This is a genomic window from Bradyrhizobium sp. 27S5 (assembly GCF_037217225.1).
In the GTDB taxonomy this organism is placed as follows: Bacteria; Pseudomonadota; Alphaproteobacteria; order Rhizobiales; family Xanthobacteraceae; genus Bradyrhizobium; species Bradyrhizobium septentrionale.
On record NZ_CP147714.1, the window covers coordinates 8774441 to 8786999 of the forward strand.

Sequence of the window (12559 nt, forward strand, 5' to 3'; positions counted from 1 at the left end):
CACCGATGCCTCGCACGCCGCGGGCCGCGATGCGGCCATGTAGTCCATTTGGATCAGGCCCATTGGCACAGAGTGTATGACGTAAATGGGCTACGGCTACATTGGATATGCGTTGAGGCCCATCAACGAAGTCGCTCACCGCCAGGCTTGAGATCGCTCGGATTGCCTTCTGCAACAGTGCCAACCTCAGGCACCGCGGCCTCGGTGAATTCAATGATGAGCTTTCGTCTTTGGGGATCTCTAATCTTCGAGAACGCTCTGATTAACCTCAAGGTCTCGATCTCCTCGCGGTTTTCGCTCATGACAATGCTCGATTCTCATCGAAGCGCGCCAATGCTGCTTCGATGATCTCGACTTCCCCGCGGAGGATATCGCTCACGACAGACGGTCCGAAGCCGGGGACGTCGTGCGTTTGAACATCATCCAACAGCTGCCGCCGATGATGTTTGAGCTTCTCCAGCGCCTGACGATCCTTCAACGACACGAAGCCGGCGACGATTTGCTCGATGGCTTTCACTAAGAACAACTCTGCAAAATGATTAACGTAGTGCAATCGCACGAATTAAGCGGCCGAGCCGTTTCCTGACAAGGGCTAGGCTCCCATGCAGTACTAACAGCGTTAATGCTCAGCCCGCAAAAACCACGGGGCGCTTAAGATCGCTGGGCCGTTGACTCCAAAGCGTGTGCTGAAGCGAAAATCATCACAGCGCATGCGGACGCAGATGTCCTCGAGTCGTTCGAGTTGATGCGATGACAGTCGGAATTTATTGGCTGGAGCCTCGGGACCTGCTGCGCTTCAGACGAGCGATCCGTTTGTAGTCAATCCACAACTCGATGAACTCGTGCGCGTCGAGATAATCCTCGGCTTGCCGCCTCGCCTCTTCGTCGTTGCTGCAACGAAGTTCGTACGTTGCGCGTGCGACCCCGGCAGGATCGACTCCGAATGCCACATATGGTTTGAGTCCTTCAATCATTTTTGTCTCCGTGACCTAATGCAGTACGATCGACGCTGCCTGGCGTCGGACGATCTGATTGCAATCAATGTATGTTAATGAAGAGGCCGCTGGCGCTGGACAGCGGCCTCTTGGACCTCATCTCAAATGAACGTCTTGGAAATGAAAACGCCGCCGAAGGTCCGCCACCATTTGACCGCGAATTCGCAACGCCGTGGAGTCCGGAGATGCTTATCCACAACCGGAACTCATGCCACGTTGCGAGCACGACACAGTTTTCCGTCGCGCGAACTCACCAAATTGCGGCGCCGCTGGGGGGTGTACCGCCACCGGTTTGAACCGTGTCGAACAACGGCGAGACATAGACTTAGGCAGTCCCCGACCTTTTGCAGGAGCCTCGTCGTGGCGTGTACGGAACCGGAGATCACTCCTTGGCCCGACCGGGTCCGGCGCACGGGCGAGCTAAAGGTATTCCCCGGGGCGAGTTTCACCCCGAGTGTCTGGGTGAATGATCTCGATACAGCGATCACGACGATCAACGACCTTCTCAAGCAGAATGGCGTCTATCTCGCCTTTAAGAAGGCTGACAGGGCGGCTGGCAGCCCGATCGTTGCCGAGACCTATCCGGGTTCCGGCCTCCACGGCAGCGCCGTGCAGACCATCATCGACTCACGCAGCGGCCCTTCGATGGATTCAGTGAAGTTGCGGGTGCCCGCAACTCCGAAAGTGGGCCGGGTTGACGCTGGGCAGGCCATGCGTCTCCACATCCTGGTGCACGAACTCGTCCACTGCATCGGCCTCTCGAATTGCGCACACAGCAACGATGACGTTTTCGTGGGTACGTTAGTGATCGACAGCAGCGGCTCGGTCCCGCCCCCGAAACTGGGCGGGCACACGATCTCGAGAATTAAGAAGGCATGGCCCGAGACGTGGGTCAGCGTGCAGGGCGGCGCTCTCGCCAAACAGTCGGCCGATGAATTGAGAAAGTCGATGGAAGGAATAAAACTGTAGAGTCGATAGGGTGGCTCTACATTCCCAGCGCGCGCGATCTGCCCGGCGGCAAGCCTCCGGGGCGCTGCCCCTTCCGGCGATGCGAATCCCGGGCGTCCGGCGATGGAGTGATTGCGCCGCCAGGGTTTGGCCGCCTACACCGCCGTGCGGCCGTTTCGGTCCGGCTGCGGAGTGCCGCCAGCTTCGACATTGCGCCAATCCGAGCGCGCGTCTTCCGCGCTTTCGAAGATGTGCGCGGCGACGCCGCGCCTTTCCAGCGCTTCGCCGAGCTTGATGCGCAGGAAGCCCGACGTGGTGTAACGGGAGACGCCGGAATAAAAACGGTCGGTCAAGCCTTGCACCATCGCCGAATATTCGTCGAGCAATTCGGGAACAATCGAGAAGTTGTCGTAATTGACGATCGCATAGACGCGGCGATCGAGGCGGCCGAGCCTGGCTTCGACGGCGTGCGCGATCGCATCGATGTCACTCCTGCTGCGCAGCGCGAAGCGTTCCAGGTTGACGAAGAACAGGTTCTGCTGCTGGTCTAGGGTGAAGCGCCGATCGAGCGGAATCGTCAGCAGATCGCTGCGCAGATCCATTGGGCCGTCCCGGAAGATCCGCGCGTCCATCAACGGCGGATCGCGCGGGATCAGCGGCCTGAAATCCATCAGGCGGAGGATGTCGCGCTCGATATCGATGCCGGGCGCCACCTCGATCAGCTCGAGCCCCCCTTCGGTCAGCGCCAGCACGCAGCGCTCGGTGACATAGTGCACGGTCTGCCCGCGCTTGGCGGCGAAGGCGCCGCTGAAGGTGACATGCTCGACTGTCTCGACGAATTTGCGGGCTTTGGCTTCCTCGGCGATGACCAGCCTGCCGTCGGTCACGCCAATGCGCTGGCGGCCCGCACCGAACGTGCCGACGAAAATCACCTTCTTGGCGTTCTGGCTGATGTTGATGAAGCCGCCCGCACCGGCGAGCTTGGGACCAAACTTGCTGACATTGAGATCGCCGGCGCGATCGACCTGGGCGAGACCCAGGAACGCGGCGTCGAGACCGCCGCCGTCATAGAAATCGAACTGATAGGGCTGGTCGATCACCGCCTGCGTGTTGACGGCGGCACCGAAATCGATCCCGCTCGCCGGCACGCCGCCGATCACGCCGGGCTCGGCCGTCAGCGTGATCAGGTCGATCACCCGCTCCTCATTGGCAACCGAGGCGATGCCTTCGGGCATGCCGATGCCGAGATTGACGACACTGTTGGCCTTGAGCTCGAACGCGGCCCGGCGCGCGATGATCTTGCGCTCGCTCATCGGCATCGGCGGCAGCGAGCCGGCGTGCAGCCTGATCTCGCCGCTATAGGCCGGGTTGTAATGCGTGCCAAAGGTCTGCCAGTGGTTTTCCGGTTTGGCCACCACGACGCAGTCGACGAGGACACCGGGGATTTTCACCTGGCGCGGATTGAGGCTGCCGCTTTCTGCGACGCGCTCGACCTGAGCGATGACAATGCCGCCGGAATTATGCGCCGCCATGGCGATCGCCAGCGCTTCCAGCGTCAACGCCTCCTTCTCCATCGTGAGATTTCCGTCGGCGTCGCCGGTGGTGGCACGGATAATCCCGACGTCGATGGGAAAGGTCTTGTAAAACAGGCACTCCTCGCCACCGAGCGTGACCAGCTCGACCAACTCCTCGATGGTGCGGGCGTTGAGCTTGCCACCGCCCTGGCGCGGATCGACGAAGGTGCCGATGCCGACGCGCGAGATGTGGCCGGGACGCCGCGCGGCGATGTCGCGGAACAGATGGGTGATGACGCCCTGCGGCAGATTATAGGCCTCGATCTGATTTGCGATCGCAAGCTGCTGCAATTTGGGCGCAAGCCCCCAGTGGCCGCCGATCACGCGCCTGACCAGGCCCTCGTGTGCGAAATGGTTGAGGCCGCGGTGCTTGCCGTCTCCCTGTCCCGCCGCATAGACCAGCGTGAGGTTGCGAGGCTTGCCCTGCGCGTAGGGAGCGTCGGTTTCGTTGGCGAGATAGAGCTCCTCCAGCGCGAGGGCGATCTCTTCGGCAAAGCCGATGCCGACAAAGCCGCCGGTCGCGACCGTGTCGCCATCGCGGATCAAGCGCACCGCTTCGGCGGCCGTGACGATCTTGCCCTTCTCCGTCGTGCGCAGATAGGACAGGGCCGGATGCTGGCTCACGTCATTCCTCCCAATTAATCGTTAGATCCTGGAGCCCCGTTCCGATTCAATCAGAACCGGCTCTAGACCAACCCGGTGACGTAATAGACCGCGATCACGAAGAACACCGCCAGCGTCTTCAGGCAGGTCACCGCAAGCAGGGTAATGACGGCGCCGTTGTGCGGCAATGTGTCCATGCCGCCGCTCGCCATCGACGCGACGCGGTGAAGCACCTCGGGCGGGATGTGCGCCGCCTCCGCCATGGCGATGAAATCCTTTGCCATGGCGGCGAGCGCAATCGACATGCCGCCCGAGGCCGAACCGGTGATGCCGGCGAGCGAGGTGACGGTGATGGCTTCGTTGACGAGCGGATTGGGGATCGTCTTCAGCGCATCCTTGATGACGATGAAGCCGGGAAGCGCCGCGATCACGCCGCCGAAGCCATATTCGGACGCGGTGTTCATCGCCGCCAGCAGCGCGCCGCCGACCGCGGCCTTGCTACCCTCGGCGAAGGTCTTTCTCAATTTTGGAAACGCGAATGCGAACACGGTGATAATGCCCGCGATCAGTGCGCCCTCCACGGCCCAGATCGCCTTGATGCTGGCGATCGGCGTCGCAATCGAATGGTCGAGCGCGAGCGTCAGATCGTAGCTCGCGCCATAGACACGCTCGATCAGGCCGCCGAACACGCCGGGAAAGCCACCGAGCAGCAGGTTGACCACAAACACCACGATCAACGGCAGAAAGGCAACGAACGCCGGCGCCAGTTCCTTGGTATCGACCGGCGGCGGCTCGTTGCTGTGCCCCTCACCATAGCCCTCGCCGGCGGCCGCCGCCTGGCGGCGGCGGCATTCGAGATAGAGCAGGCCGAACACGAAGATGAAGATCGCACCGATCGTGCCGAGGATCGGCGCCGCGCCGTTGGTGGTCTTGAAATAGGTGGTCAGAATGATGTTCTGGATCTGCGGGCTGAACGGCAGCGAATCCATCGTGAACGAAAAGGCGCCGAGCGCGATCGTGCCGGGAATCAGACGCTTTGGGATGTTGCCGGCCCGGAACATCTCGGCAGCGAACGGATAGGCGGCGAACACCACGACGAACAGGGAGACCCCGCCATAGGTGAGCACCGCGCAGACCAGCACGATCGCCAGCATCGCGCGCTGGCTGCCGACGAGGCCGATCACCGCCGCCACGATCGATTTGGAGAAGCCGGAGAGCTCGATCACCTTGCCGAACACCGCGCCCAGCAGGAACACCGGGAAATACAGCTTCGCGAAGCCGACCATCTTGTCCATGAAGAGACCGGTGAAGGCGGCCGGCACCGCGCCGGGGTCGGTCAGCAGGACCGCGCCCATTGCTGCGACCGGCGCGAACAGGATGACGCTGAAGCCGCGATAGGCGACGAACATCAGGAAAACGAGCGCGGCCAGTGCGACCAGAAAGCTCATCTGTTTCTCTCCCGGGGTGTTGTTCTTTTCGGACTCTTCTTGCGCATTCGAGATGCGTCATCCCACGAGCAGAGCAAGCTCCAGGCCAGATGCCTCGCGATGGTGCAAAATGCTTGAAATTCCGGCAATTCGGCCGGCAGCCGGGAGGTCAGGGCTGTGAGTTGCCTGTCAACTTTCCGAGACTCGCGACAGTTTCAGTCTCGATCGTCAGACAGGCGAGGAGTCCGATGCGGCCAGTCCGAACTTGGCGAGCTTCTTGTAGAACGTCGCCCGCGAAATACGCAGCATCCGGGCCGCTTCCGCAATCTGCCCGTTAGCGGCCGCGAGCGCGCCTTCAAGCGTCCGTTTCTCGAATGCAGCCTCGGCCTGGGCATAAGGGACGACTGCGCCCGCCGCCTGCGGCGCGACGCCCTTGCCCTCGGCGCCGACGGACAGGATACGGGCGAAGTCATCCCCGGCGAGGCGGCCCGAGTCACTGAGAATGAGCGCGCGCTCCAGCACGTTGCGCAGCTCACGGACGTTTCCAGGCCAGTCATAGCAGGCGAGCGCGGCGAGGCCCGACGGCGTGATCTTGGCGTTGAGGTAGTCACCGGACCGGACGATGTCGTCCAACAGCCTTGCGCAGATGTCCGGAAGATCGCCGGCGCAATCGCGCAACGGCGGCAGCGCGATCGTCAGCACGTTGAGGCGGTAGAACAGGTCGGCCCGGAAAGTGCCTTCGTTGACGCGCTTCTGGAGGTCGACGTTGGTCGCAGCGATGACGCGGACGTCGACTTTCGTGACCTTGTCGGACCCGACCGGCTCGATTTCCCGCTCCTGCAACACCCGCAGCAGTTTGCTCTGCAGTTGCAGCGGCATTTCACCGATCTCGTCGAGGAACAGCGTGCCGCTATCGGCGCTCCTGAACTTGCCGTCCCGACCCTTGCGGTCGGCGCCGGTATAGGCCCCCGGCACTGTCCCGAAGAACTCGGACTCGATCAGCGTATCGGGATAGCGGCGACATTGACGCTGACGAAGGGTCTTTCGGCGCGCGCCGAAGCGTTGTGGATGGCTTGCGCCAGCAGCTCCTTGCCGGTTCCGGTTTCTCCGGTCAGCAGAACCGTCACATTTTGGCGCGCCGCCCGGCGGGCGAGTTCCTTGGCTCGGCCGATGCGCTCCGTCTTGCCGACATAATCATCGAAGGTAAACCGCGCGCTGCGCGGTTGCGACAATTGCCGTTTCGCCAGCCTGAGGTCGCTTTCGAGTTGACCCATCCGCGCGATCAGCGGCTTCAAATTGTCGAGACGGTCTGACAGCACGAAGCCGATCGCGCCGATGACGTTCCTGTTCTCGTCCTCGATCGGCATGCGCGTCACCACAAGCTGCTCGCCGCCGAGTTCCATGATATCCAGAAGGATCGGCTCGCCGGTGTCGGCCACGCGGCGCATCAGACTGTTCGGGATGATCTCCTCGATGGGGCGTCCGATCGCCTCGGAGACGCGTCCAAGGCGAAGCGAGTGAAGATATTTTTCATTGACGTAAACGACGCGCCCGTCGCGATCGATCGCGATGGCGCCTTCGCAGAGATCATCCAGGCGCTCAAACAGCGTTTCCATGGCGCGTGCGCGGATGGTCGCGGGATCGCTGACGATGGGCTGGCGATCGGACATCGGTTGCGAATGGCCCTTCAACAATGAGCGAACGCGGATGGTGACCCATGCGCCCCGTCCCACGCTCCACTTGTCTCCAGAAGGGGCTGGACCTGCGAAGCTGACTGGTTTGCGGCAAATCTAGCAGGAGATTGCATGATTTCACATCAGCGCGGGACAAAACTTCGCGGCCGGCGCAGCGCCGCAACTGCATCGTCCGTACGATAATAGCATCGCAATTTCAATGATATAGATGTTCGATATTCTGTTCGGAGCGGCGTGCCATTCAAATCGGTGATTTGGTCAGCAACGCGTGCGAAACGCGCCGTCAAGCCAACACATCGGCCGCATCGCTGATGCCGGTGTAGATCTCATTGAGATCCGCCTCGGTGACGCAGTAAGGCGGCATCACGTAGATCGTATTGCCGAGCGGCCGCGGCAGATAGCTGGCCGATGCGAGCCGGCTGAAGCCATTCAGCTTCGGCTCAGCAGCTGCCAGGTCGATGTCGCATGCGCGATCGGCTCGCCGGTTGCGTTGGATGCCTGCGACTGCACGAAGAAGGTCTTCCGGCCCTTCTTCAGAAAGCTCGCATGGCAGGTCACGCGCCCTTCGCGGACAGCGCCGAGGTACTGCACCTTCATCTCGAGCGTGGTGCCGGGGCCCGTGACGTGGTTGACGAGATGCCCCATCGAGATGTCGAGCGCCGTCGCGAGAACCCCGCCGTGCAGCGTGCCCTGCGGATTGAACAGCGGCCTCTCGACGTCGAAGGACACGATGCAGGTCTCGCCCTGGTAGGCGATATCAAGTCCGAACAAGCGGGACAGGAAGAACGACCCGAATTCCTGCCGCTCATCCTCGACGGCGCGACGCAACATCTGCTCGGCGATATCTCTCATGGCGATGCTCTCATGACGACGCTCTCCTGGGCGATCGCACGAAGTTCCGTCCAAACTCTCCGAACGCACCTTCGGCCGCGAATCTCTCCAGCCGATCGTCGGTCCAGCCGAGCCATTCCGCAAGCACCTCACTTGTATGTTCGCCGAGCATCGGCGGCGGCGTGGATGGCGCCGGCGGTTCGTCGCCGAACCGGGTCGGCCTGGCGATGAATCTGACGTCCCCCGCGGCCGGATGGCTGACGGTCTGGACCATTCCCCGCTGCGTGAGTTGCGGCGTCTCGCAGACTTCGCCGACCGACTTGATCGCGCCGCAGGGAATGCCGGCGGCACCGAGCGCCCGCAGCCAATCGGCGCGGGTCCTGCCGGCGAAGATCGGTGAGAGGATCGCGACGAGCTCGTTTCGGCTCGCCGCGCGTTTCGGGGCGGTTGCGAAGCTAACGTCTTCGATGAGGTCCGGACGGCCGATGACGTCGCAAAAGGCCGTCCAGAACTTGTCGTTGGCGACCCCGACATTGATCCAGCCATCGCTGGTCTCGAACGGCTCGTACGGGCTGATGGTCGGATGGACATTGCCCCTGCGCTTCGGACTTTCTCCCGAGGCGAAGTACATGCCGGCGTTGAACGTCAGCAGCGACGCCATGGCGTCTAGCATCGAGACGTCGACCCGCCCGCCCTCGCCAGTGCGGCTCTTCCGCATCAGGGCCGCCAGCACCGACTGCGAGGCGTACAGGCCGGTGACGAGATCGGCGATCGAGGTGCCGACCTTGGTCGGCGGTCCGTCCGGATCGCCGGTGATGTCCATGACACCGGATTCGCCCTGGAGAATCAGATCGTAGCCGGGACGCCCGGCGTCTGCGCCGGTGCGGCCGAACCCCGAGATGCTGCACAGGATGATGTCGCCCTTGCGGGCACGCAGCGCTTCGAAGCCGAGCCCCCACTTGTCCAGCGTACCCGGGCGGAAGTTCTCGATGACGACGTCCGCCACGGAGGCAAGTTCGAGCACCGCGTCGCGCCCTGCCGGCGACTTCAGATCGATGGCGCAACTTCGCTTGTTGCGGTTCACCGAAAGGAAGTACGCGCTCTCGCCGGCGATGAAGGGCGGGCCGTAGCGGCGGCTTTCGTCGCCCTGCCTTGGATCCTCGATCTTGACGATGTCGGCGCCGAGATCGCCGAGTTGCATCGTGGCGAAGGGCCCGGAGACCACCCGGCAGAGGTCGAGAACCCTGATGCCCGACAGCGGCTCGCGATCAGACGATCGCATCGGCGAGGTCCTTCATCGTCGGCACCAGGATGTCGGGCTGGTGCGGCGTGATGCCGAACGGGCGGCTGCGCCGGTCGATGAAGGCCGTCCGCATGCCGGCGGACTTGGCGCCGATGCAGTCGAAGGCATGATTGGCGACGAACAGCACTTGCTCGGGCTTCACGCCCATGATCTCGGCCGCCTTGGTGTAGGTCGCGACATGCGGCTTGAACGAATTGGCCTCAGACACCGAGATCACGCGGTCGAACGGGACCTTGTGATACCGCTTTGCGGTTTCGAGCATGTCCGGATCGCCGTTCGAGAGCACCACCAGTTTGTATTTGGCTTGCAGCCGCGCGAGCGCTTCCGGCACCTCCGGAAACGGCACCAGCTTCTCGATCCCACCGACGAGGTAGCGCACATCGTCCATCGTGTAGTCGATTCCGGCGCGGTCCATGACGTGGGACACCGCGCGGTGCCCGATCTCGCGATAGGGCGTGTGCTCGCGATGCAGCAGCGCATCGATCATCGAATTCTCGAAATGGGTGCGGCGCCACCACGTGACGAAGGAATTCGGATCGCCTTTCCAACCCTTCTTCTCAAGGAACGGCGCCGCGATCCTGGTCAGGCCGCCCTGCATGTCGACGACCGTGCCGTACTGATCGAACATGCAGATCTTCACGTCGCGCTTGATTGTCTCAAAGCTCATGGATGCCTCCTTGGTTCAGACCCACTGATACGCGCGGGATCATCATGGATGAAATGGATTTGTGATCTCTCACTATTCACGATATGAATGACGCATGAACCTTCGATCCATCGACCTCAACCTGCTCGTCGCATTGGACGCGCTGCTGACCGAGCGTCACGTCACCAAGGCGGCCGATCGTGTCGGCCTCAGTCAACCGGCGATGAGCAACGCGCTCAACCGGTTGCGCGCGATGTTCGAGGACGAACTGCTGGTGCGGACGACGACCGGGATGCAGCCCACGCCGCGCGCGACCGAATTGGCGGAACCCTTGCGCCAGGTGCTTCGCCAGGTCGAGCGCGTGATGGCGAGCGATGCCGGGTTCGACCCGCACCGGACCGAACGCACCTTCACGATCAGGATGTCGGATATTCTCGCGTGCCTGCTGCTGCCGAGACTCGCCGCGGCGCGGCCGCCGGAGGCGCGGATCTCCTACAACACGATCCATCTGTCGCCTGCCCTGACGATCGATGCGCTCGAGCGCGACGAGATCGACGTCGCGGTCAGCATGGGTCTCGAGCACTCCGCATCGATCCGTTCGGAGACGCTGCTGCGCGACCGCATGGTCTGTCTGATGCGGCGCGGTCACGAGATCAAGCGCGGGCGGTTGACCTTCGAGCGCTTCATCGCGCAGGAGCACATGAAGGTTTCGATGAGTCCGACTGATCTGCGTTTCGTCGACGATGTGCTCGCCGAACGCGGCCATCGAAGACGTATCGCCCTGAACGTACCGCATTGGCTGGTCGTACCCCACGTTCTGAAGAAGACTGACCTGCTCGCGGTGATGCCGCGGCACCTCGCCGCCGTGCTGATGGACGATGAACTGCGAATGGAGGACCTGCCGTTCGAGTCCGCGCCATTCGACTGGATGTTGTACTGGCATCGCAGATACGACCAGAGCAATGCCAACGGTTGGCTCCGCGGCCGGCTCAGGGCGGCCTGCTCCGATCTAGGTTAGGCGTTGATGTCCGCCGGTCTCCGCGCGATCGACGGCTGACTTCCTGCGTCAGCGTCCGCGATCGCTGACGCATCCTCCAACGATCGTCCCTTGGTTTCGAAACCGAACATAAGGAAGACCACGGCCTGGAAGACGAGGATGCCGGCCAACGTCGTCAGCACGCCGGTCAAGCCTTGCCAGGCGAAGATCGCGACCACGACGTATTGAACCAGCGCGGTTGCGATGCGTCCGGACGTGGCGCAGATCGCCGTGCCGCGCAGCCGATAGCGCGTCGGGAACAGTTCCGGGACGTGCATCGCGAACCCGGTCGCCAGCATGACGTAGATCGCGGTGATGAGCAGGAAGCCGACGCCCGCGAGCGCAACGCCGTCCGGCATGGTGGGATAGGCGATACCGAGCGCCGCTGCCGCAATCGACGAGCAGACGATCGACAGCCGGCGCCCGAGCCGGTCCGCCAGCACGAGGCCGATCAGCGACCCGACCGGCCCACCGAGCGCCATCACCGTGGTGTAGCCCAGCGAGGAGACCACGCTGTGACCGCCCTTGACCATGAAGGTCGGCAGCCAGCCGATGAACCCATAGAGGCTGAAGCCGACGACGATGTGCAACAGGCTGCCGAGCAGCGTGCGGCTGAGATATGGCGGCTGGAACAGGCGCCACACCGGGCCGGGAGGCTGCTGCTCCGTCGCGCCGACGGCGACCGGAGCGAGCGCGCCCTTGCGCGCGGCCTCCGCCTCGATTGCCGCGAGAATTTTCTCGGCTTCATCGGCGCGGCCGTTGGCGGCGAGCCAGCGCGGCGATTCCGGCATCGACTTGCGCAGGACCCAGACGATCATCGCGAGGACGCCGACGAGGCCGAACATGTAGCGCCATCCAAGCGTCGGGATCACCCACAGGCCGATCATCGACGACGCGAACAGCGAGAAGTTGGTGATCACGGCCAGCAGCCCGATCCAGCGTCCACGTGACGAGGCCGGCACGAACTCCGTCAAGGTCGCATAGCCAACCACGATTTCCGCGCCGAGCCCGATGCCGATGACGAAACGCAGGCCGATCAGGACGATCATGCTGGGTGCGAAGGCGGCCGCGATCGACGCGAGACCGAAGATCGCCAGGTTCATCTGGTAGGAGAAGCGGCGACCGAAGCGGTCGCCAAGAATGCCAGAGAACCAGGCACCGATCGTCATGCCGACGAAGGTCGCTGAGACGAAGGCGGCGTTGAACTCGAGCGTCGACCAGCCTTCCTTGAGCACCGCCCCGAGCACGCCGCCGGCCAGATAGATGTCGAATGCATCGAGGAACATGCCGGCGCCGATCAGGGCGAGGATGCGCCAGTGGAATCCACAGATCGGCAGCCTGTCGAGGCGTGCGCCCGCGTTGATGTCGATGTCGGCGGATCGCGCCATGCCAAACCTCCCTGCCCGGCCTTTCGGGAGCCGGATGCTCCAATCATCGATTGATGACGCGCAGGGGGTGGTCGTCCAATTCAAATCGAAAATTCGACTATTTGGCGCAGTGAT

The 12559-nt window shown here is 62.9% G+C and carries 12 protein-coding genes and 1 pseudogene; 2 read left to right on the forward strand and 11 right to left on the reverse strand.

Annotation, left to right across the window (positions count from 1 at the left end; genetic code table 11):
* Nucleotides 1-122: 122 nt before the first annotated feature.
* From WDM24_RS41180 to WDM24_RS41190, 3 genes are all read right to left on the reverse strand, one after another.
* Complete coding sequence (locus WDM24_RS41180; protein WP_338694457.1) at nucleotides 123-302, reverse strand: hypothetical protein; 180 nt, start codon at nucleotides 300-302, stop codon at nucleotides 123-125.
* Entirely contained in the window at nucleotides 299-517 is a 219-nt protein-coding gene (locus tag WDM24_RS41185; RefSeq protein WP_166301053.1) for a hypothetical protein, read from the reverse strand. Before WDM24_RS41185 ends, WDM24_RS41180 begins: the two co-directional genes overlap by 4 nt.
* Nucleotides 518-764: 247 nt before the next feature.
* Complete coding sequence (locus tag WDM24_RS41190) at nucleotides 765-974, reverse strand: hypothetical protein (protein WP_029079461.1); 210 nt, start codon at nucleotides 972-974, stop codon at nucleotides 765-767.
* 483 nt (nucleotides 975-1457) lie between these two features.
* On the opposite strand from WDM24_RS41190, the gene WDM24_RS41195 reads away from it, so the two are divergent.
* Nucleotides 1458-1964 (forward strand): hypothetical protein, encoded by a 507-nt coding sequence (locus tag WDM24_RS41195; RefSeq protein WP_338829772.1) that lies wholly within the window; start codon nucleotides 1458-1460, stop codon nucleotides 1962-1964.
* A gap of 134 nt (nucleotides 1965-2098) precedes the next feature.
* Here the strand turns inward: WDM24_RS41195 and WDM24_RS41200 are convergent, their stop codons facing one another.
* From WDM24_RS41200 to WDM24_RS41230, 7 genes and pseudogenes are all read right to left on the reverse strand, one after another.
* Entirely contained in the window at nucleotides 2099-4141 is a 2043-nt protein-coding gene (locus WDM24_RS41200) for an acyl CoA:acetate/3-ketoacid CoA transferase (protein WP_338829773.1), read from the reverse strand.
* Between the two features lie 62 nt (nucleotides 4142-4203).
* On the reverse strand, nucleotides 4204-5568 hold the full coding sequence (locus WDM24_RS41205) for a GntP family permease (RefSeq protein WP_338829774.1): 1365 nt from the start codon (nucleotides 5566-5568) through the stop codon (nucleotides 4204-4206).
* 207 nt (nucleotides 5569-5775) lie between these two features.
* Nucleotides 5776-6069 (reverse strand): helix-turn-helix domain-containing protein, encoded by a 294-nt coding sequence (locus tag WDM24_RS44580; protein ID WP_414645795.1) that lies wholly within the window; start codon nucleotides 6067-6069, stop codon nucleotides 5776-5778.
* Nucleotides 6070-6245: 176 nt separating this feature from the next.
* Nucleotides 6246-7217, reverse strand: a pseudogene (locus WDM24_RS41215) (sigma-54 interaction domain-containing protein); the annotation flags it as partial.
* Nucleotides 7218-7670: 453 nt separating this feature from the next.
* The gene (locus tag WDM24_RS41220; protein WP_338694445.1) at nucleotides 7671-8093 is read right to left on the reverse strand and encodes a PaaI family thioesterase; all 423 of its coding nucleotides are present in this window, start codon (nucleotides 8091-8093) and stop codon (nucleotides 7671-7673) included.
* Nucleotides 8094-8103: 10 nt separating this feature from the next.
* A complete protein-coding gene (locus WDM24_RS41225) occupies nucleotides 8104-9354 on the reverse strand; it encodes a CoA transferase (RefSeq protein ID WP_338829777.1) in 1251 nt (416 codons plus the stop codon).
* Nucleotides 9341-10042 carry a haloacid dehalogenase type II gene (locus WDM24_RS41230; protein ID WP_338829778.1) on the reverse strand — a complete coding sequence of 234 codons (702 nt, stop codon included), beginning with the start codon at nucleotides 10040-10042 and terminating at the stop codon, nucleotides 9341-9343. Before WDM24_RS41230 ends, WDM24_RS41225 begins: the two co-directional genes overlap by 14 nt.
* 94 nt (nucleotides 10043-10136) lie before the next feature.
* Between WDM24_RS41230 and WDM24_RS41235 the strand changes: the two genes are divergently transcribed.
* Nucleotides 10137-11039: a LysR family transcriptional regulator gene (locus tag WDM24_RS41235; RefSeq protein WP_166301036.1), complete on the forward strand. Its 903-nt coding sequence runs from the start codon at nucleotides 10137-10139 to the stop codon at nucleotides 11037-11039.
* Here WDM24_RS41235 and WDM24_RS41240 read toward each other — a convergent pair.
* On the reverse strand, nucleotides 11036-12445 hold the full coding sequence (locus tag WDM24_RS41240; RefSeq protein ID WP_338829779.1) for an MFS transporter: 1410 nt from the start codon (nucleotides 12443-12445) through the stop codon (nucleotides 11036-11038). The two genes, WDM24_RS41235 and WDM24_RS41240, sit on opposite strands and share 4 nt — an antisense overlap.
* Nucleotides 12446-12559 lie beyond the last annotated feature (114 nt).